The organism is Streptomyces sp. NPDC002690 (assembly GCF_053592415.1).
Genome location: NZ_JBSFVR010000094.1, coordinates 1 through 23,510 on the forward strand (window position 1 = coordinate 1; position 23,510 = coordinate 23,510).

17 protein-coding genes, 1 pseudogene and 1 riboswitch are annotated in these 23,510 nt (G+C 72.6%); of the genes and pseudogenes, 6 read left to right on the top strand and 12 right to left on the bottom strand.

The window, feature by feature from the left end; genetic code table 11:
- Positions 1 to 121 precede the first annotated feature (121 nt).
- Entirely contained in the window at positions 122 to 2,617 is a 2,496-nt protein-coding gene (gene pcrA / locus ACWD3D_RS14730; protein ID WP_451461256.1) for a DNA helicase PcrA, read from the bottom strand.
- A 250-nt stretch (positions 2,618 to 2,867) separates the two neighbouring features.
- A riboswitch (cyclic di-AMP (ydaO/yuaA leader) is annotated at positions 2,868 to 3,021 on the top strand.
- Here pcrA and ACWD3D_RS14735 point away from each other — a divergent pair.
- Positions 3,020 to 4,171, top strand: a complete 1,152-nt coding sequence (locus tag ACWD3D_RS14735; RefSeq protein ID WP_451461257.1) for an NlpC/P60 family protein — start codon at positions 3,020 to 3,022, stop codon at positions 4,169 to 4,171. Its footprint overlaps the riboswitch before it by 2 nt.
- A 69-nt stretch (positions 4,172 to 4,240) precedes the next feature.
- On the opposite strand, the gene ACWD3D_RS14740 is transcribed toward ACWD3D_RS14735, so the two are convergent.
- Positions 4,241 to 4,972, bottom strand: coding sequence for a hypothetical protein (locus ACWD3D_RS14740; protein ID WP_451461258.1), 732 nt, complete (start codon positions 4,970 to 4,972; stop codon positions 4,241 to 4,243).
- Positions 4,973 to 5,068: 96 nt separating this feature from the next.
- Entirely contained in the window at positions 5,069 to 5,422 is a 354-nt protein-coding gene (locus ACWD3D_RS14745) for a hypothetical protein (protein WP_451461259.1), read from the bottom strand.
- Positions 5,423 to 5,973: 551 nt separating this feature from the next.
- On the opposite strand from ACWD3D_RS14745, the gene ACWD3D_RS14750 reads away from it, so the two are divergent.
- Positions 5,974 to 7,059, top strand: coding sequence for an NlpC/P60 family protein (locus tag ACWD3D_RS14750; RefSeq protein WP_451461260.1), 1,086 nt, complete (start codon positions 5,974 to 5,976; stop codon positions 7,057 to 7,059).
- A 45-nt stretch (positions 7,060 to 7,104) separates the two neighbouring features.
- On the opposite strand, the gene ACWD3D_RS14755 is transcribed toward ACWD3D_RS14750, so the two are convergent.
- A complete protein-coding gene (locus ACWD3D_RS14755; protein ID WP_451461261.1) occupies positions 7,105 to 7,803 on the bottom strand; it encodes a LuxR C-terminal-related transcriptional regulator in 699 nt (232 codons plus the stop codon).
- A complete protein-coding gene (locus ACWD3D_RS14760; protein ID WP_451461262.1) occupies positions 7,800 to 9,095 on the bottom strand; it encodes a PspC domain-containing protein in 1,296 nt (431 codons plus the stop codon). Before ACWD3D_RS14760 ends, ACWD3D_RS14755 begins: the two co-directional genes overlap by 4 nt.
- Positions 9,096 to 9,216: 121 nt before the next feature.
- On the opposite strand from ACWD3D_RS14760, the gene ACWD3D_RS14765 reads away from it, so the two are divergent.
- Both ACWD3D_RS14765 and ACWD3D_RS14770 read left to right on the top strand, forming a co-directional pair.
- Entirely contained in the window at positions 9,217 to 10,716 is a 1,500-nt protein-coding gene (locus ACWD3D_RS14765; protein WP_451461263.1) for a PspC domain-containing protein, read from the top strand.
- Entirely contained in the window at positions 10,703 to 10,966 is a 264-nt protein-coding gene (locus ACWD3D_RS14770) for a hypothetical protein (protein WP_451461264.1), read from the top strand. Before ACWD3D_RS14765 ends, ACWD3D_RS14770 begins: the two co-directional genes overlap by 14 nt.
- On the opposite strand, the gene ACWD3D_RS14775 is transcribed toward ACWD3D_RS14770, so the two are convergent.
- Positions 10,873 to 11,388 (bottom strand): DoxX family protein, encoded by a 516-nt coding sequence (locus ACWD3D_RS14775; RefSeq protein WP_387371655.1) that lies wholly within the window; start codon positions 11,386 to 11,388, stop codon positions 10,873 to 10,875. The genes ACWD3D_RS14770 and ACWD3D_RS14775 overlap by 94 nt on opposite strands.
- Positions 11,389 to 11,617: 229 nt before the next feature.
- Here ACWD3D_RS14775 and ACWD3D_RS14780 point away from each other — a divergent pair, with 229 nt between their 5' ends.
- Positions 11,618 to 12,151 carry a hypothetical protein gene (locus ACWD3D_RS14780; RefSeq protein WP_451461265.1) on the top strand — a complete coding sequence of 178 codons (534 nt, stop codon included), beginning with the start codon at positions 11,618 to 11,620 and terminating at the stop codon, positions 12,149 to 12,151.
- Positions 12,152 to 12,211: 60 nt separating this feature from the next.
- On the opposite strand, the gene ACWD3D_RS14785 is transcribed toward ACWD3D_RS14780, so the two are convergent.
- A complete protein-coding gene (locus tag ACWD3D_RS14785; RefSeq protein WP_451461270.1) occupies positions 12,212 to 13,480 on the bottom strand; it encodes a hypothetical protein in 1,269 nt (422 codons plus the stop codon).
- 194 nt (positions 13,481 to 13,674) lie between these two features.
- Positions 13,675 to 15,270: a glutamine-hydrolyzing GMP synthase gene (guaA, locus tag ACWD3D_RS14790; RefSeq protein WP_451461266.1), complete on the bottom strand. Its 1,596-nt coding sequence runs from the start codon at positions 15,268 to 15,270 to the stop codon at positions 13,675 to 13,677.
- Between the two features lie 333 nt (positions 15,271 to 15,603).
- On the opposite strand from guaA, the gene ACWD3D_RS14795 reads away from it, so the two are divergent.
- Complete coding sequence (locus tag ACWD3D_RS14795) at positions 15,604 to 15,939, top strand: chorismate mutase (RefSeq protein ID WP_451461267.1); 336 nt, start codon at positions 15,604 to 15,606, stop codon at positions 15,937 to 15,939.
- Between the two features lie 330 nt (positions 15,940 to 16,269).
- On the opposite strand, the gene ACWD3D_RS14800 is transcribed toward ACWD3D_RS14795, so the two are convergent.
- From ACWD3D_RS14800 to ACWD3D_RS14815, 4 genes and pseudogenes are all read right to left on the bottom strand, one after another.
- Positions 16,270 to 18,108 (bottom strand): GMC oxidoreductase, encoded by a 1,839-nt coding sequence (locus ACWD3D_RS14800; RefSeq protein ID WP_451461268.1) that lies wholly within the window; start codon positions 18,106 to 18,108, stop codon positions 16,270 to 16,272.
- A gap of 76 nt (positions 18,109 to 18,184) precedes the next feature.
- Entirely contained in the window at positions 18,185 to 19,858 is a 1,674-nt protein-coding gene (locus ACWD3D_RS14805; protein ID WP_451461269.1) for a succinic semialdehyde dehydrogenase, read from the bottom strand.
- Between the two features lie 213 nt (positions 19,859 to 20,071).
- Positions 20,072 to 21,880, bottom strand: coding sequence for a protein kinase domain-containing protein (locus ACWD3D_RS14810; protein WP_451461271.1), 1,809 nt, complete (start codon positions 21,878 to 21,880; stop codon positions 20,072 to 20,074).
- Positions 21,881 to 22,070: 190 nt separating this feature from the next.
- A pseudogene (locus tag ACWD3D_RS14815) lies at positions 22,071 to 23,510 on the bottom strand (protein kinase); the annotation flags it as partial.

Consider the following 23,510-nt stretch of genomic DNA (forward strand, 5'->3'; position numbering starts at 1 on the left):
CGCGGCCGGGCGCGCCCCCCCCCGCCACCCCCCCGATCTCCCGCCGAGCTCGGGGCGGGGGGGGCGGGGCCGGCCCCCCCCCCCCCTTCCGTGCGTCGGCGCTCGAAAGCGAGCGCCCCGCCTACAGCTTCTCGACGGGGGCGTACCGCAGCAGCAGCTTCTTGGGCCGCTCGTCGCCGAAGTCGACGGTGGCCTTCGCCTGGTCGCCGAAGCCGTCCACGGCGGTCACCGTGCCGAGCCCGAACTGGTCGTGCGTGACCCGGTCGCCGACCGCCAGCGTGACCACGGGCTTGTCGCCGGTCCGCCGGGTCGCGAAGCCGGAGGGGCCGGAGCGGGCGCGGGACGAGGAGAGGGACGAGGTGATCCCCGAGGTGGGTCCGGCCGAGGCCGCCATCGGCCCCTTCCGCTTCCACTCCAGGTGCTGGTCCGGGATCTCCTCCAGGAACCGCGACGGCGGGTTGTACGAGGGCTGGCCCCAGGCGCTCCGCATGGAGGCGCGGGTGAGGTAGAGGCGTTCGCGGGCGCGGGTGATCCCGACGTACGCGAGGCGGCGCTCCTCCTCCAGCTCCTTGACCTGGCCGAGCGCCCGCATGTGCGGGAAGACGCCGTCCTCCATGCCGGTGAGGAAGACGACCGGGAACTCCAGGCCCTTGGCGGTGTGCAGGGTCATCAGCGTGATGACGCCGGAGCCGTCCTCGTCCTCGTCGGGGATCTGGTCGGAGTCGGCGACCAGGGCCACCTTCTCCAGGAACTCCGCGAGCGTCCCGGACGGGCCGGCCGCCTCCGCGTCGGCATCGGCGTCGGCAGCCTCGCCGCCCTCCGGTTCCGCCGCCGCGCGGGCCTGGTCCTGCTCGAACTCCAGGGCGACGGCGGCGAGTTCCTGGAGGTTCTCGACGCGGGTCTCGTCCTGCGGGTCGGTGGACGCCTGGAGTTCGGCGAGGTAGCCGGTGCGCTCCATGACGGCTTCCAGCACGACCGCGGGGCCCGCGCCGGACTCCACGACGGTGCGCAGCTCCTCCATCAGCGTGTTGAACCGCTTCACGGCGTTGGTGGAGCGGGCCGCCATGCCGTACGCCTCGTCGACGCGGCGCAGCGCCTGCGCGAAGGAGATCTTCTCGCGCTGCGAGAGGGCGTCGATCATCGCCTCGGCGCGGTCGCCGATGCCGCGCTTGGGCACGTTGAGGATGCGGCGCAGCGGGACGGAGTCCTCGGGGTTGGCGAGCACCCGGAGGTAGGCCAGGATGTCCCGGACCTCCTTGCGCTCGTAGAAGCGGACGCCGCCGACGACCTTGTAGGGCAGGCCGACGCGGATGAAGATCTCTTCAAAGACGCGGGACTGGGCGTTGGTGCGGTAGAAGACCGCGACGTCGCCGGCCTTGGCGTCGCCGGCGTCGGTGAGCCGGTCGATCTCGTCGGCGACGAACTGCGCCTCGTCGTGCTCGGTGTCGGCGACGTACCCGGCGATGCGGGTGCCGGTTCCGGCGTTGGTCCAGAGGTTCTTGGGGCGGCGGCTCTCGTTGCGCTCGATGACGGCGTTGGCCGCCGAGAGGATCGTCTGCGTGGAACGGTAGTTCTGCTCCAGCAGGATCGTGGTGGCGTCCGGGTAGTCCTCCTCGAACTGGAGGATGTTGCGGATCGTCGCACCGCGGAAGGCGTAGATCGACTGGTCCGCGTCACCGACGACGCAGAGCTCGCCGGGGGCGTCGTGCTCGCCGGCAGGTCCGACCAGCTCACGCACCAGGGTGTACTGGGCGTGGTTGGTGTCCTGGTATTCGTCGACCAGGACGTGCCGGAAGCGGCGGCGGTAGTGCTCGGCGACGTCGGGGAACGCCTGGAGCAGGTGGACCGTCGTCATGATGATGTCGTCGAAGTCGAGGGCGTTGGCCTCGCGCAGCCGCGCCTGGTAGAGCGCGTACGCCTGGGCGAGGGTCTTCTCGAAGCCGTCGGCGGCCTGCCCGGCGAAGGTCTCCTCGTCGATGAGTTCGTTCTTGAGGTTGGAGACCTTGGCGGTGAAGGACTTCGGCGGGTAGCGCTTGGGGTCGAGGTCGAGGTCACGGCAGACCAGGGCCATCAGCCGCTTGGAGTCGGCCGCGTCGTAGATCGAGAACGACGAGGTGAAGCCGAGCCGCTTCGACTCGCGGCGCAGGATGCGCACGCACGCGCTGTGGAAGGTCATGACCCACATGGCGTTGGCGCGGGGGCCGACGAGCTGCTCGACCCGCTCCTTCATCTCGCCGGCGGCCTTGTTGGTGAAGGTGATCGCCAGGATCTGCCCGGGGTGCACGCCGCGCTCGGCGAGCAGGTGGGCGATGCGGTGGGTGAGCACCCGGGTCTTGCCGGAGCCGGCGCCCGCGACGATGAGCAGCGGGGACCCGGCGTGCACGACGGCTGCGCGCTGTTCGGTGTTGAGGCCGTCGAGCAGCGCCGCGGAGTCGATGACCGGGCGCGGGGCGCCGTCGCGGTAGTACCCGTCCCTGGGCGGCGGGGGCGCGTCGAAGAGCCCTTCGAAGAGGCCCTCGGGCTCCTCCTCGGGCGCGTGGTCCTCGGGGGGCGGCGGGGGCCCCTCCTCCACGGGCTGGAGGCCGGTCAGGTAACTGTCGTCAAAGAGGCTGCTCATCGCTTGTCGAGTTTAGATGCCCCGACGGACACTCCGGGCGGCCTTGACGGAGTCTCCACGTCCGCCGTCACCGGGTGTCAAGGGCCGTACGCGGCGCGCTAGGGAAGGCCCCCTCGCGGCCAAGGTCACGAAAATGTATCGGGCATATCGCACATCGCCCTTCCCAGCCGCCCCGCCGCTTGGTTACCGTGCTCAGCCGGGCGACCCGTATCCCCTGACAGGCGAACCGCGCCACACGGACGCCCCCGCCGAATCCGGCCCGCCCACGCTGTCCGGAACCGGGGACCCACACGCATCACCGGGGTGAATCGGGCCCGTACTCCGTTCATTCGGTACAGGCCCGTAGGGCAGCCTTCCGCGCCCGAACCCGACAGCTAACCCGGTAGGCGGTCCAGGAAGGAGATGCCGGTCTTGGCATCACATCGCAAGCCGCGCGCCCCGATGCGCGTGACGTCGCCGGCTGTGGGGTTCACCACGGTCGCGCTGGCCTCGGTGACGCTGCTCTCCACGCAGAGCGCGACGGCCGCCCCCTCGGCGCCCAAGCCGAGCATCGAGGACGTACGGAGGAAGGTCGACGACCTCTACCGTCAGGCGGGTTCCGCGACCCAGGAGTACAACCGGGCCAAGGACGCCTCGGCCGAACAGCAGGACAAGGTGGACGCCCTGCTGGAGGAGGCGGCCCAGCGGGCGGAGAAGGTCAACGAGGCCCGTCGCGCCCTCGGCAACTACGCGGCGGCCCAGTACCGGACCGGCGGTCTGGCGTCCTCGATGACGTTCTTCCTGGCGGACGACCCGCAGTCGTACTTCGACCAGGACCAGCTGATGAAGCGCCGCAGCGGGCAGCAGGAGAAGGCAGTCTCCGACTTCCGCACCCAGCAGCTGGCGGCTGCCGAGAAGCGCACCGAGGCCACCAAGAGCCTGGAAGCGCTGACGGAGTCGCAGGAGGATCTGCGCACCAGCAAGCAGACCGTGCAGAACAAGCTGGCCGAGGCGCGCACGCTGCTGTCGAAGCTGACCGCCGAGGAGAAGGCGCGCCTCGCGGAGCTGGAGCGGAAGAAGGAAGCCGAAGCCAAGAAGAAGGCGGAGAAACTCGCCGCCGAGCAGGCCGCCACGGCGAAGGCGGCGGCCGACAAGGCGGCTGCGGACGCCGCCGCCTCGGGCTCGACGGCCTCGGACACGTCCACCGGCTCGACCACGTCCGCGTCCACCAAGGGCGCCCAGGCTCTGGCGTTCGCCGAGTCCCAGATCGGCAAGCCCTACGTGTGGGGAGCCACCGGCCCCGCGTCGTACGACTGCTCCGGTCTGACCCAGGCGGCCTGGCGGGAGGCGGGCGTGGACCTGCCGCGTACCACCTGGGACCAGGTCAACGTGGGTACGCGGGTCGCGACCGCCGACCTCCAGCCGGGAGACCTGATCTTCTTCTACGACGACATCAGCCACGTGGGCATCTACAAGGGCGACGGGATGATGGTCCACGCGCCGAAGCCGGGTGCGTACGTCCGCGAGGAGTCGATCTACTACATGCCGATCTACGGCAGCGTCCGGCCGGGCTGACCGGGGGCGTCTTCCGCCCCGCCGCACCGTCCGGCCCGCGCCTACGGGGCGCCAGGGCCGGAGCGGTGGCTACGAGCACTCCCAGTAGAAGCGCCCTTCGCGGTGGTCGGGGCTGACGAAGGCGAAGCCGTAGCCGTAACCGAAGTTGAGGAAGTACGGGTCGTCCCCGTCTTCGTCGGGGGCGTCGCTCAGCTGGAAGAGGAACTGCCAGGGGGCTTCGACCTGCGCCCAGGCGTTCGGGTAGCGGGCGGTGCCGCCGAGGTAGTCGCGCAGGTCGTCGTCGGGCTGTGCGACTGCGGGGCCTTCACGGCGCGTGCCGCGCTCGGAGCCGGCCCGCTCGTGGGTGGGCCGGTCCGCCTCCGGTTCCACCGGACACGGATGGACGCGCCACTCGACGGGGGTTCTCGACCCGTCGGGCCCGCAGCGCCAGAGCGTCCGGCCGTGCGTTCCGGGCGGCCCGATCACGGCGGAGGAGGGTACGCGGCCGTCGGGCTGGACCAGGAGGACGCCGTCTCCGTCCTCCGGCCCCAGGCCGCCCATGATCATGTCCTCCTCGCCGAGGAAGAGGTACGCCAGGCGGAGTTCTTCGCCGGGGACAGGGAACTGGCCGACGAACACCAGGGGTACCCCGGAGTGCGGGTCCAACGGCCAGGCGGGTTCGGAGAGCCAGACCGGATCGCCGCCGAACTTCGCCACCGGATCGGTGACCGGCTCCTCGGCCGCTTCGAGGACGATCCTCAGGCGCGGCAGGAAGGCGGCGTCGTACGGCCCGTCCGCGCTCCCCGTGGGTCGTATGGGCATGCCGGGCACCCTACGGGCCCGTACCGACATGCCGTCCCGGACCGGTCGGCCGGCGGCGACGGGCGCACGGCGGGGCCGCCGCCCGCCCGGGCCGGATCAGGTCCAGAGGGTGGCGATGAAGATGTTGACGAGGGTCAGTCCGCCCACGGCGGCGAAGGCGCCCTTGGAGACCTTCTCCTCGTCGCGCTTGAGGTAGACGAGGGCCAGGATCACCACGAGGATCAGCAGCTTGACGCCGATCTTGACGTTGTTGACCGGGTTGTCGTCGGCCTGGTGGAAGCCGACGAGGGCGATGCCGGTGACGAGCATGGTGAGCGCGCCGTGCAGCATCGCGGGCGAGAACCGGGCGGTGTTGGTACCCATCGCCTTCATCTGTGTCAGGAAGCCGCCCAGCAGGGAGGCGATACCGATGATGTGCAGGGCGACGAAGACATGGATGAGTACAGACATGTCGGCAGCCTAGCGACGGCCGTATCACCCCTCGACGGTCAGGTGGGGCTTACTCGTCGCTCGATGGCCTTGGCAGCCTGTTCCCGAAGCTGCCCGAATATGACCGGGTCACCCTCCACCATCACGGTCACACTCCGAAGGCGAAACGTCACCAGAGGTCAATTCCGATCATGACGCCTTCTGGGCCTGCCCCGGGGTTAGCGTCCCTCCCAGGGCGTGTCGTCAAAGGTGCCGTCGTCCGGCCGGAGGCCGGGCCGGGCGGCGTCCGGTGCGTGCGATCGCAAGGCGGCGGATCGTCCTCGTACTGGGCGTACGAGGACGATTCCGACAACGCGGCGAGCGTGCGTGCCGGGCGTCGCCCGGCAGATGGCATTTTGACGACACGCCCTGGGTGACCGGCCCGCCTTGCCACCCCCTGACGGGTGGCACCGGTCACCTGGCCGAACGATCCCGGTGGCGCCCGCCCTCCCCCATGTGGCGCGCGCCGCCGGGGTCCGCCGGGCCCCGCCGGTACCCCCGGGCGGGCAGCCGACAGGAAGGATGCAGCCCTCGTGGCCGCGCACCGGAAATCAGCTCACCGCAAGCCCAAGCAGCGCCTCTTCACCGGCTCTGCTGCCCGCTCCGCCGCCGCGCTGGCACTCGCCGGGGCGGCCACCGCGACCGCCGCGACCGGATCCGCCCAGGCGGAGCCCCGGCTCACCGCGACCCAGGTCAAGGCCAAGGTGGACCAGCTCTACCGGGACGCCGAGGCCGCCACCGAGCGGTACAACGGGGCCAAGGAGAAGGCCGACGACGCCGCACGGTCCGTGGAGGCGCTGCGCGACGAGGCCGCCCGCCGCACGGATCTCCTCAACGAGTCGCGGCATGCACTCGGTTCGCTCGCCGCCGCGCAGTACCGCTCGGGAGGACTGGATCCCGCGCTCCAGCTGCTGCTCACCTCCGACCCCGACCAGTACCTGGAGCGCTCCTCGTACGTCGAGATGGCGGGCGACCGCCAGGCCGGGGCCATCAGCGGCATCCGGCGCCAGATCACCGGGATCGACCAGGTCCGGGCCCGCGCGGAGGACGAGTCCGCCGTGCTCGCCGCCCGCGAGGCCGAACTCGCGCGGCACAAGAAGAAGATCACCAGCAGCCTGGCCGACGCCCGCGAGCTGCTGCACACCCTCACCGCCGCCGAACGCGCCGCCTACGCGGACTCGACCGGCGCCACCGGCGCCACCGGGAGCACCGGGAGCACCGGGTCCACGGACGCCACGAGCAGCACCCCCGGTCCGGTCGCGGCCCCGGACTCCCGCGCCGCCCAGGCCGTCGCCTTCGCCTACGGGGCGCTCGGCAAGCCGTACGTCTGGGGCGCCACGGGCCCGTCCGCGTACGACTGTTCCGGCCTCACCCAGGCCGCCTGGCGGGCGGCGGGCGTCTCGCTGCCCCGCACCACCTACACCCAGATCAACGCCGGGCAGCGGATCTCCCGGTCCCAGCTCGCCCCCGGCGACCTGGTGTTCTTCTACTCCGGGATCAGCCATGTCGGCCTCTACATCGGCGACGGCAAGATGATCCACGCCCCGCGCCCGGGAGCACCGATCCGGATCGCCCCGATCGACGAGATGCCGTTCGCGGGGGCGACCCGGGTGGCGTGACGGCCCACGCCACCCGGACGAAGGGAAAGTGACGAGCGGGAGGCGTCAGACCAGGCGGCGGGCGGTCGCCCAGCGGGTCAGTTCGTGACGGTTCGACAGCTGGAGCTTGCGGAGCACCGCCGAGACGTGCGACTCCACCGTCTTCACCGAGATGAAGAGCTGCTTGGCGATCTCCTTGTACGCGTATCCCCGGGCGATCAGCCGCAGCACCTCGCGCTCGCGCTGGGTGAGCCGGTCGAGGTCCTCGTCGACCGGCGGGGCTTCGGTGGAGGCGAAGGCGTCCAGGACGAACCCCGCCAGGCGGGGCGAGAAGACCGCGTCGCCCTCCTGGACCCGGAAGACGGAGTCGACCAGGTCGGCGCCGGTGATCGTCTTGGTGACGTAGCCCCGGGCGCCGCCCCGGATGACCCCGATGACGTCCTCGGCCGCGTCGGAGACGGAGAGCGCGAGGAAGCGGACCGGGTTCTCGGCGGCCGACATCATCGGCGCGCAGCGGCGCAGCACCTCGACCCCGCCGCCGCCGGGGAGGTGGACGTCGAGGAGGACGACCTCGGGGCGGGTCGCCGTGATGACGGTGACGGCCTGGTCGACGTCGGCGGCCTCGCCGACCACCTCGACGCCGGTCTCCTCGGTGCGGCCGATCTCGGCCTGGACGCCGGTGCGGAACATCCGGTGGTCGTCCACGAGGACGACCCGTACCCGGCGTTCCGGTCCCTGGGTCGTCGCTTCGGTGTTCTCGGTCATTCGCCCGCCCTCTCCATCTCCAGCTCGACTTCCGTGCCGCCGCCGGGCACCGACCTGAGCCGGGCCGTACCGCCGTTGCGCCGCATCCGGCCGACGATCGATTCTCGTACGCCCATGCGGTCCTCGGGGACCGCATCCAGGTCGAACCCGGGCCCCCGGTCGCGTACGGAGACGAAGACCGTCCGGCCCTCGACCTCCGCGTAGACCTGGACCGCGCCGCCCTCGCCACCGTACTTGGCGGCGTTCACCATCGCTTCGCGCGCGGCCTGGAGCTGGGCGGTGATCTTCTCGTCCAGCGGGCAGTCGCCGACCACGACGACCTCCAGCGGGACGCCGTGCTTGTCCTCGACCTCGGCGGCGGCGCGTTTCACGGCGTCGGCGAGGGTGGTGGGTTCGTCGTCGGCGTCCTTGCCGGTGCCACCGGGGTCGTACAGCCAGTTCCGCAGTTCGCGTTCCTGGGCGCGGGCCAGCCTGCGGACCTCTCCGGCGTCCTCGGCGTTGCGCTGGATCAGGGTGAGGGTGTGCAGCACCGAGTCGTGGACGTGGGCCGCGACCTCGGCGCGTTCCTGGGCGCGGATGCGCATCAGGCGTTCCTCGGAGAGGTCCTGGGTCATCCGTACGAGATAGGGGCCGGCGAGCAGTGCGATGCCGGTGAGGACCGCGATGGCGGCGGTGAGGACGTTGCCGAACTGTGCGGCCGAGCCGCGTACCACCAGGAACGCGGCGAGCCCGAGGCCGACGAGCGCGACCCCGGCGAGCCCGCGCGCGAGGTGCAGCATGCTCCGGCGGCGGCCCACCTCCATCCACTGGGCGCGGCGGGCGTTGTCGGCCTGCCGCCAGACCAGCACGGAGCCGGCGCCGATGAGGAGGATGGGCCAGATGTAGCGGTCGGCGCCGCTGCCCATGTTGACGTTGGCGAGGAAGATCAGGGCACCGACGAAGAGCGCGACGAGGGCGAAGACCTGTCCCTTGTCGGGCTTGCGGAGCCGGCGGCTCCCGTCCGGGGACGTCTCGAAGAGGGAGCGCGAGCCGTCGACGCCACCGACGCCGCCGACGCCGAGGGGCACCACGATCCAGAACACCGCGTAGAGCACCGCGCCGAGGCCGTCCGCGAGGAACAGCCCGAGGAAGACGAGGCGCACCCAGACGACCGGCAGCCCGAGGTGTCCGGCCAGCCCGCGCGCGACGCCGCCCAGCATGCGCCCCTCGGCGCTGCGGTACAGCTTGCGCACCGGTGGCTCCTCCGGGTCGGTGACCGGTGCACCGGCGGCTCGGGACGTGGCGGTTGGCATGGTCCGATCGTCACACGTCCGGGTGCGCCGGGGCATCAGGGCCGTCCCCTACTCCCAAATCAGGGAACGACCAGGGTCGGGATGGGTGCCCGGGGCCCCCTGGGGCCGTCACCATGGAGCCATGACCGCTTCCCCGTCCGCCGCGCCTCCCGGCGAGGCACCCCCCGGCGCCCCGAAGGGCGCACCGAAACCGCAGCTGAGGCGGAGCCCCCGGCAGAAGGTGGTGGCGGGGGTGTGCGGCGGTCTCGGCCGGTACTTCGACGTGGACCCGGTCATCTTCCGCGTGGTCCTCGGGGTCCTCGCCGTCGCGGGCGGCACGGGGCTGATCCTCTACGGCTTCGCGTGGCTGCTGCTCCCGGTGGACGGCGAGGAGGAGAACGAGTTCCGCAGGCTGCTCTCCGGCCGGGTGGAGGGTGCGTCGCTGGTGGCGCTGCTCCTCGCGCTGGTCGGCTGCGGGCTCTTCCTCTCGATGATCAACAACGGCGGGATCCTGACGTTCGCCGTGCTGCTGGTGCTGGCCGTCGCCGGGTTCTCGGTGTGGACGCGGCACGGCAGGCCGGCCGTGACGGACGAGCAGCCCGAGCGGGCCGACCAGGCCGACCGCGCCGAGCGGTCCGACGGGCCCGACGGATCCGGCCGGTCCGAACGGTCCGGCCGGGATTCAGCACCGTCGGCGCCCCGCGCCACCCCGGCCCCGCCGCCCTCCGGACGAGGCTCGGTGCCTCCCGAGGTCCAAGCGCCCCCGGCGCCGTCCGGGCCCTCGTGGTGGCGGGACCCGATCGTCAAGGACGGCACGACCGGGCCGGTGGGCGGGGGCTATCTCTGGGGCCCGGCGGACGCGGTGCCCCGCTCCGTGGACGAGGCGGCCGACGCCGACCGGGCACGTCACACGCATCCGAAACACGGGCCGCACCGCAAGCATCCGCCGCACACGCACGGGAAGTACGTGCCGCCCGTCGCCACCGATCCGCGGGAGAAGACGCACGGGCCGCACTCGATCGGCGGCCTGGTGCGGTTCCTGGCGATCGTCGCCGGGGTGGCGGCGGCCTGGCCGGGCTGGGGCGGGCGCCCGCTGGGCGAGAGCCTCCAGATCGGGGCCGTCGCGGCGCTCGCGGTCCTCGGGGTGGGGCTGCTGGTCGCTTCGTTCTTCGGGCGGACCGGTTTCGGGACGCTGGTGTTCGCGCTGCTCGTCGCGGGGGTGCTCGCGGCGTCGACCGTGCTGCCGAGGGACATCGGGACGACCTGGGCGCGGACCGAGTGGCGTCCCGTCACCGCCGCCGCCCTGGAGCCCTCGTACGACATCGGGGCAGGTACGGCCCGGCTCGACCTGTCCGGTCTGGACGTCCCGCTGGGGACCACCCTCGCCACCCGGGTGGAGGCGGGGGCGGGGCGCGTGGTGGTGGTCGTCCCGCAGGACGCGACGGTCCGGGTGCGGGCCGAGGTGGGGCTCGGGGACGTGACCCTGCCCGGCGATCCGGCCGGCCAGGACATCGACGTCGCCCCGGACCGGCGGACCACCCGTACACTCGCGCCCCCGAAGGGAGCGGACCTGGCCGGCACGATCGAGCTGCGCCTGGAAGTCGGTCTCGGACAGGTGGAGGTCACCCGTGCTGCTTCATGAGTTCCGGCCGGGCCGCGCGGTCCTCGGCCTGACCCTGCTGGCCCTGTCGGGCGGGTACGCGGCCGACTGGGCCGGGGCCTGGCAGGCTCCCTGGGTGTTCTTCGTCGCCGTGCTGGGCGGCGGGCTCTTCCTCGCCGCCCTGGCCACCCTGGCCGCCTACAGACTCCGGCGGCGGCGCGGCGGCAGGAGCCTGTCCAGCGAGAAGGGGCCCGACCCGGCGAGCAGCAGCGGCAGCCAGGCCATGAGGTAGACGAGGTCGTTGCCGTAGTAGTACGGGGTGGCCTGCCAGCTCACGGTGAGCCAGAGGCTCAGCGAGATCAGTGCGCCGCCGAGCGCCGCGAGTCGGCCCCAGAGCCCGAACAGGGTGCCGATACCGACGGCGAGCTCGCCGAGCGCGATGGCGTACCCGAAGCCGACCGGACCGTGCAGCGCCAGGTCGACGAGCCAGGGGGCGCCGGCGGAGTCGCGTACGCCACGCATCTGGTCGCCGATCGAACCGGCGCCGCTGGACGACAGGAACGCGCTGTCCGTCAGCTTGTCGAGTCCGGCGTAGATGAAGGTGACGCCGAGGAAGACGCGCAGCGGCAGCAGCGCGTAGGTGCGCGCCTGCTCCCTCAGCCCTTTGGGTTCGCCGGGAACGCGTCCGTAACCGTTGCTTCCGTGGCCCTGCATGAACTGCCCCACCTTTCCGTTGCCCCGTCAACAGACCATACGTAAGAACACACGTACGTGGGGCCGGAGGGCGGCTTCCGGCGCATGCGACGAGTACAGGGGCGTGCACGCCGGCGCACATCGGACGGGCCGGACACCGTGCGGCGGGTCGTGTCACGAACCCGCACCCGTCCGTCCCAGTACGCGATACGGGTGGCGGAGCACCGGTCCGCTCGCCGAGGATGCCCGCATGACGGACGCCCAGCACCCCCCGGAGCATTCCCCGAACGCCCCGGCCCTCTCCCGGACCGCCCCGGAGGACGCGGCTGCCGCGGTGGACGCGGCTTACGCGGAGGCCGCGGGCTCCCCCGAGGACGCGGGCTCCCCGACGGGCGCGGACCGCCCCCCGGACGGCACGGACCGCCCGGACGGCACGGACCGCCCGCCCCGAGGACGCGCGCTCGTCGTTCTCCTCGTCGTGAGCGCCGTGCTGCTGGCCCCGCTGTTCCTCGGGTTCTGGTACTACGCCGAAGAGGCGATCCGGAACAAGAGTGTCAGCGACTGGCAGGCCAACCACGAGACGAAACTCGCGCTGCAGCGCACCGCACTGGTGCTCTTCGGACTGCCGGTCGTCTGCGTCGCCTGCGGATGGGCCGTCGCCTCGCTCCGCGACCGCCCGGCCGCCGTCCCCGCCGCGCGCTCCCTGCTGACCAGTGGCGTCCTGCTCTGGCTGATCCTCGGCGGATCGGTCTTCACGACCTTCATGGCCGCACCCGTGTTCTGAGTGGCCCGGCTCGGCCCTCCGTACCCGGGGCCGGCGAGAGCCGAAAGGTCGCCCCGTGCGTCAGTCCGTCACGTCGATCCGGCAACTGTTGGTCTCCACCCCGGCGGCCGTCACCACCTGGACCTCCACCGAGCCGGGTTCGACCTCCACCGGGACGGGCACGGTGAGGACCGTGTCGGTCGGGTTGGCGAAGCCGCCGGGGACCGGGATCAGCGGGACGTGGACGTGGACCGTCCCTATGCGGACGACGAGCCGGGCCAGTCCGGCCGGGCCGCCCGCGCCGGGCGGTACGAAGCCGGCGCCCCGGATCTCGATGTCGTCGCCGGTACGGATCGGGGCGTCCAGGTCGCCGGCCTCCCGGGCCCGGACGACGGAGAGGACCACCGGCCGGCCGCCCTCGGCGTACTTGCCCGCGAAGTAGGTGGCCGCCGAGACCGCCACGAGCAGCGCGAGCCCCCACGGCAGGTCCGGGAGCTGCTCGGGCCGGCGGGCGAGGCGGATCGCCGCGAAGAGCACGGCGACGCCGTTGACCAGCACGTAACTCACGTCCGTGAAGCTGCCGCGGCCGGAGTCGTCGGTCAGCAGGTCGGCGGCGCGCGGCCGGTCGGCCCGCAGCTTCTGGAGCCGCTGGGCCAGTACGCGTACGGAGACGACCCGGCGGACGACCACGGCGACGGCGCAGACCAGCGCCAGTACCGTCAGCACCCCGGCCGAGCGCGTCAGGTCCAGTCCCTCGATCAGGGCGTCCCGCTCCTCGTGGTCGGAGGCTCCGGCGAGCTGGAGGGAGAGCACCAGGACGGCGAAGACGGCGAGCAGCACCCAGCAGGCGGCGACGGTCCTCGAGGTGGAGAGCCGGTTGTCCTCGCCGATGAGCGGAGCGAGCAGACCTCCGCGCGCGCGGTGGTACGAGGCAGCGACGGCCAGCAGTACGGCGGTGACGAGCCCGGCGATCAGCCCGGCGGTACGGGCGGTGGACCAGCCGGCGCCGATCGCGGTGGCGGTCTCGCCGAGGACGAGCGCGACGAGGGCGACCGCGATGACGCTCAGGGTCCGCAGCCGTACCAGGTGCAGCCAGGCGTCACCGGCTTCGCGGCCGCGGTCGGCGACCGCCCGGGCGGCACCGGTCAGCTCGTCGGAGACCCACTGCCGGGAGGCCGAGGGCGACTGCCGCACCCCGGCGGGCAGCCCCTTCCCGACGGCGAGTTCGTCCCGTTTGGCGAGGAAGGCGGCGACCGCGCGCCGGTGTCCTTCGCGTGCTCCGTGCGGGCAGTCGCCGCACGTACAGCCCCCGCCGTGCGTCCCGCTTGCCCTCGCCTCGTCCAACGCCACGACCTGTGCCGCCCTTTCCCGCCCCGGTGAAACCAACTCGCCCACGATGTCCATGAATTGTGCCGTACCGGACGCCTTCGGGCCGCATCGGGCAGGTCCGGGCGACGGCGCCCGCGCCGAGGAGGCCCGCAGACGGCGATGCCGCCGCTCCCACGCGGGGGAACGGCGGCATCGTCAGGGGTTCTCGGGGAGGACTACTCCCACTCGATGGTCCCCGGCGGCTTGCTCGTCACGTCGAGGACGACGCGGTTGACGTCGGCGACCTCGTTGGTGATGCGGGTGGAGATCTTTGCCAGCGTCTCGTACGGCAGGCGCGACCAGTCGGCCGTCATGGCGTCCTCGGAGGACACCGGGCGCAGCACGATCGGGTGGCCGTAGGTGCGGCCGTCGCCCTGGACGCCGACCGAGCGGACGTCGGCGAGGAGGACCACCGGGCACTGCCAGATCTCGCGGTCGAGACCGGCGGCCGTCAGCTCCTCGCGGGCGATGGCGTCGGCCTCGCGCAGCAGGTCGAGGCGCTCCTTGGTGACGTCACCGACGATGCGGATGCCGAGGCCGGGGCCGGGGAACGGCTGGCGCTGGACGATCTCCTCCGGCAGGCCGAGTTCCTGGCCGACCATCCGGACCTCGTCCTTGAACAGCTGGCGCAGCGGCTCGATCAGCTCGAACTCGATGTCGTCGGGGAGGCCGCCGACGTTGTGGTGCGACTTGATGTTGGCGGTGCCGGTACCGCCGCCGGACTCGACGACGTCCGGGTAGAGGGTGCCCTGCACGAGGAAGGCGACCTGCTCGCCGTCGGCCGCGCCCTCGGCGATGATCTCCGCCTGGGCCTGCTCGAAGACGCGGATGAACTCGCGGCCGATGATCTTCCGCTTCTGCTCCGGGTCGGAGACCCCGGCGAGCGCGTCGAGGAAGCGCTTCTCGGCGTCGACGACCTTCAGCTGGACGCCGGTGGCGGCCACGAAGTCCTTCTCGACCTGCTCGGTCTCGCCCTTGCGCATCAGACCGTGGTCGACGTAGACGCAGGTCAGCTGGGAGCCGATGGCCTTCTGTACGAGGGCCGCGGCGACCGCGGAGTCCACGCCGCCGGAGAGGCCGCAGATGGCGCGCTTGGTGCCGACCTGCTCGCGGATGAGGGCGACCTGCTCCTCGACGACGTTGGTGGTCGTCCAGTTCGGCTCGATGCCCGCGCCGCGGTAGAGGAAGTGCTCCAGGATCTGCTGCCCGTGGGTCGAGTGCATGACCTCGGGGTGGTACTGGACGCCGTAGAGCTTCTTCTCGTCGTTCTCGAAGGCGGCGACCGGGACGACGTCGGTGGACGCGGTCACGGTGAAGCCCTCGGGGGCGGCGGAGCAGGCGTCACCGTGCGACATCCACACGGCCTGCTCGTCGGGGGTGCCCTCGAAGAGGGTGGAGCCCGACTTGGTGACGGTGAGCGGGGTACGGCCGTACTCGCGGGCACCGTTGTCGTCGACGGTTCCGCCGAGCGTGGTCGCCATCAGCTGGAAGCCGTAGCACATGCCGAAGACCGGCACCCCGGCCTCGAACAGCGAGCGGTCGATCGAGGGCGCGCCCTCCGCGTACACCGAGGACGGGCCGCCGGACAGGATGATCGCGCGGGGGTTCTTCGCCAGCATCTCGGCCACCGGCATGGTGGACGGGACGATCTCGCTGTAGACCCGGGCCTCACGGACGCGGCGGGCGATGAGCTGGGCGTACTGCGCGCCGAAGTCGACGACGAGAACCACGTCGGTGGTCATGTCGGGGGCGGCGGGGGGTGCTGCTGGCACGAGGCGGCCTTCCGGCGGTGAGGGGTGTCGGTCCTTCAATGTTACCGGCCGCGGCGAAGACGCTTCCCTCGCGCCGTTCCCGCCCGGCGCCCGGGGGCGGTCCCACCATCCGGACCCCCCTTGGGTGCCGGGCGGGAGCGGGGCCATACTGGGCGCCATGCGTCAGCACACGATCTACGTCTTTACCTATGGCACCCGGCCCGCCGGGTGTCATGGTCGTGCTGCTTGAGCAACTGACGAGCGACCTTCCAGACGCCCCGGGCCGACAGGCCCGGGGCGTCTTGGCGTTCGGGGCCGTCGGTCCGGGGCCCGTACCCGATCGGGAGTCCGACCATGAGCATCAACACCACCCCCGCCACGACCACCGCGACCACCGCGAAGACCGCGAAGACCGCGACCGAGGTGACCGGGGCGCACACCGAGGAGGCCGCCGCGCTGATCGGCGGCGCCCGGGAACGGATCGACGCGCTGGACGACCGGATCATCGGCCTGGTCCAGGAGCGGATGGCGGTGTCGGCGGTCATCCAGGAGGCGAGGATCACGTCCGGGGGCCGCCGGGTGAACCTCTCCCGCGAGATGGAGGTGCTCAGCCACTTCCGGGACGCGCTCGGGAAGCCCGGGACCCCGCTCGCGATGACGCTGCTGGAGCTCTGCCGCGGCCAGGTGTGACCCCGGCGCGCGGCGGAGTGCGTGGGCGCCCCGGTGCGCGCAGGGCTGTACGGCCGTACCCCCGTTCGGCCCCGGTCTCACCCGTACGGCGCGTGACCGGCCCGGACCGGCCTTCGTTGTTCGGGGTGTCCGCACCGGCCAGGGGCGGCATCGGCAGGAAAAAGCGCGTGGCTCCGCTCGGACGTGTGACGTATCTCAGGTGCGTCGTGGGACCGCGTCCCGGCGTTGTGACCGGTCGGCAGGGGACAGCAGTCCGGTCACCGGGTGGGGGCCGGCTCCGGGGACGCCCGGAGCCGGCCCCCACTGGCTTCTCCCTGGGGCCGCCCCCTACTACACCTCCGGCCCCGCCTTCGGCGGTACGGCCGGGATTCCCAGGAACGGCAGCTTGAGCGCGCCGAACGCCTCCTCGGGCACCACCGGCGCGACGGGCTTCACCGGCGTCAGCCGCTCGTACGCCTCGCCCGGCTCCGGTCGCGGGTCGTCCTCGCCCTTGTTGGGCCAGAACGACATGGCGCGCTCGGCCTGCGCGGTGATCGTCAGCGAAGGGTTGACGCCCAGGTTGGCGGAGACCGCCGAGCCGTCCACCACCGAGATCCCGGGGTGGCCGTGCAGCCGGTGGTACGGGTCGATGACGCCCTCCGCCGTGCTCGCCCCGATCGGGCATCCGCCGAGGAAGTGCGCGGTGAGCGGGGTGCCCATCAGCTCGCCGATGTTGGACCCGGCGAAGCCGTTGATCTCCGCCGCGAGCAGCGAGGCGGCCTGGGTGGCCTCGGCGATCTGCGTCGGGTTGGGTGCCCCGTGGCCCTGCCGGGCGGTGAGCAGGCCCTTTCCGATGCCGCTGGGCTTGCGGTAGGCGGTCAGCGAGTTGTCGAGCGACTGCATGACGAGCCCGATGATGGTCCGCTCCGACCACTTCCGGTTGGAGAGCGAGCGGGCCGCGATCGTGGGGTGCCTGACCACGCTGGAGAGCCAGGCACGCACCCGCCGCCGGGCGAACGGCACCTGGAGGATGGTGAGGCCGCCCATGGCGTTGGAGCCCTTGCCGTAGCGGACCGGCTCGATGTGGGTGCTGGCGTCCGGGTGGATCGAGGACGTGATCGCGACGCCCTTGGTGAAGTCGGGCTTCGTGCCGTGCTTGCGGCGGTAGCGGCGGTCGCTGGTCTGCGCGCCGACCAGCCCCTCGGAGTTGGTACGGGTCAGCTCGCCGAGCCGGTCCGAGAGCCGGGGCAGCCGCCCCTCGTCCTTCATCCGGTGCAGCAGGGTCTGGGTGCCGTACGTGCCCGCCGCGACGATCACGTACCGGGCCCGGAGGGTACGGGGCGCGGCCTTGCGGCGGCGGTCGGTGGGGACGGTCTCGACCCGGTGGCCGTGCTCCGGGCCGTCCGGGTCCTCGGTGACGGAGAGCACGGTGGTCATCGGGTGGATGACCGCCCCGGCCTTTTCGGCGAGGTGGAGGTAGTTCTCGGTGAGGGTGTTCTTCGCCCCGTGCCGGCAGCCGGTCATGCACTCGCCGCACTCGGTGCATGCCTTCCGGGCGGGCCCCGCGCCGCCGAAGTACGGGTCGGCGACCGTGCCGCCGGGCTCCGCCTTCGCCGTGCCGTCGGCGTCCCGGCCGTCGCCGAAGAACACTCCGACGGGTGCCAGGTGGAAGGTGTCGCCGACGCCCATCGCCTCGGCGGTCGCCTTGAGGTGGACGTCGGAGGGGGTCGTCGTCGGGTTGAGCCGGACCCCGAGCATCCGGGTCGCCTGGTCGTAGTAGGGCCGCAGCTCGTCCTGCCAGTCGGTGATGCCCGCCCACTGGCGGTCCTCGAAGAACGCGGCGGGCGGCACGTACAGCGTGTTCGCGTAGTTCAGCGAGCCGCCGCCGACCCCGGCTCCGGCCAGCACCATGACCTTGCCGAGGAGGTGCACCCGCTGGATGCCGTAGAGGCCGAGGGCGGGGGCCCAGAGGTAGTTCCGCAGGTCCCAGGAGTTCTTGGGCAGCGTCCCCGGGGTGAAGCGGCGGCCCGCTTCCAGCACCCCGACCCGGTACCCCTTCTCGGTCAGCCGGAGCGCCGAGACCGCGCCGCCGAAGCCCGAGCCGACGACCAGGACGTCGTAGTCGAAGGCGGTGTCGGAGTCGGTTTCGACGCCGTCGGCCTGATGGCGGGCAGCGCTGTCCTCGGGCATGGCTCTCCTCGTTCTCGTCGCGATGTTTCGCGGACCTCGGTGGAACCTGCTGGTCGTCACGGACGGCCGCGCGCGATCAGCGCAGCCGGAACGCCTTCATCGCCTTGAGGCTGCGGCTCATGAACGCCGCGTACTTCTCGTCGTCCATCCCGAAGGCCGGGGCGAGCGGGATCAGCCGCTGCTGGGCGACGGTCTGCGCCTCGGTGTACTTGAGGATTCCCTCGGAGCCGTGCCGGCGGCCGAGCCCGGAGTCCTTCATGCCGCCCATCGGGGACTGCACGCTGCCGTAGGCGGGGGCGTACCCCTCGTTGATGTTGACGGTGCCGGTGTTCAGGCGGGCGGCGACCCGGTGGCCACGCCGGGCGTCCTTGGTCCAGACGCTGGCGTTGAGGCCGTAGGGGGTGGCGTTGGCGAGGGCGATCGCCTCGTCCTCGTCGGTGAAGCGGTAGACCGAGACGACCGGGCCGAAGGTCTCCTGGGTGCAGACCTCCATGGGCGCCTCGACGCCTTCGAGGATGGTCGGCTCGTAGAAGAGCGGGCCGATGTCGGGGCGCGCCTTGCCGCCCGCGACGAGGGTGGCGCCCTTGGCGACGGCCTCGTCCACGTGCCGGACGACGGCCTCCAGCTGGCGTTCCCCGGCGAGCGAGCCCATGTCGGCGCCGTACGCGAGGGAGCCGCCGAGCCGCATCGCCCTGGTCCGCGCGGCGAAGCGGGCCACGAAGTCGTCGGCGACGGACTCGTGGACGTACAGCCGCTCGATGGAGATGCAGAGCTGTCCGGCGGAGGAGAAGCAGGCGCGGACGGCACCGGCGGCGGCCTTCTCCACGTCGGCGTCGGCCAGCACCAGCATGGGGTTCTTGCCGCCGAGCTCCAGCGAGACACCGACCAGCCGGGCCGCCGCGCCCTGGGCGACCTCGCGGCCGGTGCGGGTGGAGCCGGTGAAGGAGACGTAGTCCGCGCGCTGGACGACCTCGGGGCCGACGACCGGGCCCTCGCCGAGCACCACCTGGAAGACCTCGGCGGGCAGCCCGGCCTCGATCAGCAGGTCACGGGCCCAGAGGGCGGTCAGCGCGGTCTCCGTGTCGGGCTTCATCACGACGGCGTTGCCGGCGACGAAGGCGGGCAGCGCGTCGCCGACCGAGAGCTCCAGCGGGTAGTTCCACGGGGCGATCTGGCCGACGACCCCGCGCGGCTGGCGCAGCTCGGTGACCTTGGTCAGGGTCGGTACGACCCCGGTGTGCCGCTTCGGGCGCAGGTACGCGTGCGCCTTGCGCCCGTAGTGGCGGGAGGCGACGGCGACCGCCTGCACCTCCTCGTGGGCGTGCAGCCGGGCCTTGCCGGTCTCCAGCTGGATGAGGTCGAGCACCTCGGCCTGGCGCTGGAGCACCAGGTCGTGGAAGCGGAGCAGTACGGCGGCCCGGGTACGTACGGGGGTGGCGGCCCAGACGGGCTGGGCGGCGCGGGCCCGTTCGAAGGCGGTCGCCACGTCCTCGGCGGTGGACTCCGGCAGGTCGGCGAGCTTCTCGCCGGTGACCGGGGTGTGGTTCGCGGTCCGTCCCGAGCCGACGACGCCGCGGACCAGCCGGGCGACCAGGTCGGGGGTGACCACGTCGGCCGCCGTGCGTACGCCCGCCGGGGCCGCCGCCACCGGGTTGGTCCCGGCGGCCGTGGCCGCTCGCGGGTCCGCCGCGCTCGTGTCCACTGCCTGCGAGTCCGCTGCCGTCGTGTCCGCTGCCTGCGAGTCCGTCATGAGGGCGAGGGTAAGTCCACCGGACGACTTTGGGTACCCGTGGGTAACGGCCTTTTCAGACTCCCCACACTCGGCCAGTGATCACTGGCGACATAGCTGCTGATCAGCGCGGTCCGGGGACACTCACGGGTGTGGCGGCGGCTTTCCGGCAGCGGCCCGCGGCGCGGTCGCCCCCGCGCGTACGCCTCCCGCCGCACCGGGCCGGCGTGCGGGTCACCCGGTCCCGGCGGGCGGGCGCCAACTCCTGAGCATGGTGTCGAACAGCTGCCGGGTGTCGTCCCAGTCGTCCACCGGGGCCGTCAGGTAGAGCGCGTACTCGGGCCCACCGGTGTCGCCGCCGAAGTACATCTGGTCGATGCCGCGCCGCTCCCCCGGATGGTCCTTCGTCTCCGTCCAGGTGAACTCCCACAGCGAGCCGGGGTAGTCGCGGAAGGTGTTCTCGTCGAGGGAGACGCGGCTGTACCCGGGCAGCCGGTTCTCCAGGTTCTTCTCCATGGCGAGCATGTGGGTGTACGGAGAGTCGAAGTCGGGTGCGTCGTCGATGCTGATGCGGATGCGGTGCCCGCCCTCGTCCGGGGTGTAGTCGATCTGGTTGCCTTCCGTCCGGCGCTCCCAGCCCTCCGGTACGGCGAGGGTGAAGCCGGCCGGGTCCTCCACCCGCTTCCAGCCCGCCGGTATCGCGGAACCCGCCGTACCGCCGGAACCGGCGGTCGGCGGTGCGGCGGAGTCGGACGGGTCCGACGAAGGGTCCGCGGCCCCGTCCGAGGGGCCCGGGGTGGCGGACTCCCCCGCGGTGACGGTGGGCGAGGGCGGTGCGGCGTCGTCGTCCGAGCCGCCACTGGCGTAGTGCATCGCGCCCAGTCCGGCCCCGGTGCCGAGCACCGCCGCGACCACCACGGCCACCACCGTGTTGCGGCGGCGGCGCGATCCGGCCTTCGGTCCGGTCGCCGCGGTGGTGTTGCCCGGGGGTGTTCCGTGCGGGAAGCCGACCGGCGGCGTGGAGGCGCCGAAGCCCGGCGTGGGCGACGCCGTCACCGGCTCCCCGGCTCCGTATCCGTGGCCGGGCGGAGCCTGCCCGGGCCTGGCTTCCACCGGCGCGGTCGGTCCGGTCGCCGGTCCCTGTCCGGTCACGGTCCCACCGGCCGCCCGCGGGTTCGTCTCGCTCCGCGTCTCGCCCGGGTAGTGCCGCGTGTCCACGTACACCTGCGCGGTCCGCGGTTCGCGGCCGGTCAGCACGGACCGGAGCATCCGCTCGGTCTCGGCGGCCGAGGGACGGCCCGCCGGGTCCTTGCACAGCAGGGCGGCGATCACCGGTCCGAGGGTGCCCGCCGACGCGGGGATGGACGGTTCGTCGGTGACGACCGCCTGCATGGTCGCGATGGGGGAGGAACGCCGGAACGGCGAGCGGCCGTCGATCGCCGCGAACAGCGTGGCGCCGAGCGACCAGAGGTCGGACGCGGGGCCGGGGTCGTGGCCCTGCACCCGCTCGGGCGCCAGATAGTCGATGGACCCGATGAGTTCGCCGGTCCGGGTGATGGTCGAGTCGCCCTCGATGGCGGCGATGCCGAAGTCGGTGAGGAGGATCTGCCCGTCGCGGGCGAGCAGGACGTTGCCGGGCTTGACGTCCCGGTGCAGCACCCCCGCCGCGTGCGCGGCGCCCAGCGCGCCGAGCACCCCTAGCCCGATGCGCGCCGCCTCGTGCGGGGTGACCTCGCCGGTCTCCTTGGCGGAGTCGGCGAGTGACGGTCCGTCGACGAACTGCATGACGATCCACGGGCGGTCGTCGTGATCCAGCACGTCGTGGACCGTGACGACACCCGGGTGGCTGATGCGGGCGGCGGCGCGCGCCTCCTTGCGGGTACGGGCGTGCAGCACGACCCGGTCGGCCTCCGCGACGTACAGCCCCGCCGTCAGTTCCTTGACGGCGACCGTGCGGTGGAGCAGTTCGTCCTCGGCCCGCCACACCTTGCCCATGCCGCCCCGGCCCAGCACGTCCACCAGCCGGTACCGGCCCGCGAGCACCAGTCCGGGCGCCGTCGCGGCGGCCCTGTCGGTACGCCTGCCGCTGTTCGATGAGTGATCCACGTGTCGTCCCCGCCCCGTTCAGTGGGTGCCAGATTACGGAGGGGCTGGGAGACGGGGAACCTCGCACCGCCCACGAGACCGCACTGTGATGACCCCGTGCGGCGTCGTACCGGTACATTCCGGACCGTCAGGAGGTGACCTTGTAGGAGGAGATGACCTGCTGGTAGATGCTGCTGACCTGATCGCGCTCGCTGACCGGGCCGATGACCTGGATGATGTGGTACCGGCCGTCGACGATCATCGCGAGGTTACGGACGAACACCTCACGGCCGTTGCCGTCCTGCCAGGTGTACTGCCCCTCGGCCATGGCCTGCCGGCCGACGTCCACCCGGCGCACCCCGGCGGACGTGGCCCAGGAGGAGTCGCGGAACGGCTGCAACTCCGTTTCCTTGTCGCGCTGGTACGCCAGCGGATCGGAGCCGTTGGCCTGCACGGTGTCCCGGCCCGGCACGATCAGCAGGCTGAACCCGTCGCTGCCGTAACGGACCTGCCGGTCCGCATTGGCCGGGCTGCGCTGCCAGTCCTTCAGCACGCCCACCTCGAACCCTTCCGGGTCCTTGCGGAGCGCGTACCCCGGTGGGAGCGCGACGGCGGAACGGCTCGTCTGCGGGTCCTGGGTACCGGGGGCGGACGACGCCTTGCCGGAGCCGGACGGGGACGGCTTCTCGGCGGGCGGACGGGAACCCGCCGGGGTCGCGGAGTCGGTGGCCGCCGGGGTGGGGGCGGCGCCCGTGCGGGTGCCGTCGCCGCTCTTCGGCATGAACACCATGGCGTAGACCAGGGCGCCGACCAGCGCCAGCAGCACGAGCACCAGGAGCAGCCGGCCGAGGCGGCGCGGCGGCCTGTCGCCGTTGTCCCGCAGCACCTTGGGCTCGCGCGGACCGCGCGGGGGCCTGCGCCCCTGCGTCTCCTGGGGCTGGTGGTACACCTGCTGCTGCGGGGGCTCCTGGTACGCCCGCTCGTCGGTCTCCGGATAGGCGTGCAGTCCCAAGGCCTCCAGCCCGCCTTCGGCCTGGCCGCCCTGACCGCCGTGGGTGCCCTGGCGGTGCCTGCCCTGGGAGGCGGAACGGAAGCGGCCCCGGCGCCTGCGGACGAGTTCGCCCTTGCGGCGGACGATGGGCAGCTTGGTGGCGTCGTCGGCGGGGAGCGGCACGACGTCCGAGCCCGCCTCGGGCTCCGGGGCGGACCGGATGAGGGAGCGCAGCCAGCCGCGCAGCTCCTCGAAGTCGGGCCGTTCGGCGGGGTCCTGGCGCAGCAGCGACTCCACGACCGGCCGCAGCGGACCGCACTCCTCCGCGAAGGCGGGCGGCTCTCCGCACACCATCTGGACGAGCTCGGCGGCGCTCTCCTCCGGGTAGGGCGCGTGCCCCTGGACGGCGCGGTAGAGCAGCGCGCCGAGCGCCCAGAGATCGGTGGAGGGGCCGATGGGCGGAGCGAGTTGCCAGTTCTCGTGGACCGGCCCGGCCTGTTCGGGCGACCGCCTCGGCGACCGCGGTGACGGTGTCGGGGTCGTCCAGGTCGCGGCGGGTCGCGGTCTCGATGAGCAGCAGGTGCCGGCGTACGAGGG

What these genes read in the sequence shown, in the direction of transcription:
- pcrA (WP_451461256.1), bottom strand. Translation starts at nt 2,617, where the DNA reads ATGAGCAGCCTCTTTGACGACAGTTACCTGACCGGCCTCCAGCCCGTG.
- ACWD3D_RS14735 (WP_451461257.1), top strand. Translation starts at nt 3,020, where the DNA reads ATGCCGGTCTTGGCATCACATCGCAAGCCGCGCGCCCCGATGCGCGTG.
- ACWD3D_RS14740 (WP_451461258.1), bottom strand. Translation starts at nt 4,972, where the DNA reads ATGCCCATACGACCCACGGGGAGCGCGGACGGGCCGTACGACGCCGCC.
- ACWD3D_RS14745 (WP_451461259.1), bottom strand. Translation starts at nt 5,422, where the DNA reads ATGTCTGTACTCATCCATGTCTTCGTCGCCCTGCACATCATCGGTATC.
- ACWD3D_RS14755 (WP_451461261.1), bottom strand. Translation starts at nt 7,803, where the DNA reads ATGACCGAGAACACCGAAGCGACGACCCAGGGACCGGAACGCCGGGTA.
- ACWD3D_RS14760 (WP_451461262.1), bottom strand. Translation starts at nt 9,095, where the DNA reads ATGCCAACCGCCACGTCCCGAGCCGCCGGTGCACCGGTCACCGACCCG.
- ACWD3D_RS14765 (WP_451461263.1), top strand. Translation starts at nt 9,217, where the DNA reads ATGACCGCTTCCCCGTCCGCCGCGCCTCCCGGCGAGGCACCCCCCGGC.
- ACWD3D_RS14775 (WP_387371655.1), bottom strand. Translation starts at nt 11,388, where the DNA reads ATGCAGGGCCACGGAAGCAACGGTTACGGACGCGTTCCCGGCGAACCC.
- ACWD3D_RS14780 (WP_451461265.1), top strand. Translation starts at nt 11,618, where the DNA reads ATGACGGACGCCCAGCACCCCCCGGAGCATTCCCCGAACGCCCCGGCC.
- ACWD3D_RS14795 (WP_451461267.1), top strand. Translation starts at nt 15,604, where the DNA reads ATGAGCATCAACACCACCCCCGCCACGACCACCGCGACCACCGCGAAG.
- ACWD3D_RS14800 (WP_451461268.1), bottom strand. Translation starts at nt 18,108, where the DNA reads ATGCCCGAGGACAGCGCTGCCCGCCATCAGGCCGACGGCGTCGAAACC.
- ACWD3D_RS14805 (WP_451461269.1), bottom strand. Translation starts at nt 19,858, where the DNA reads ATGACGGACTCGCAGGCAGCGGACACGACGGCAGCGGACTCGCAGGCA.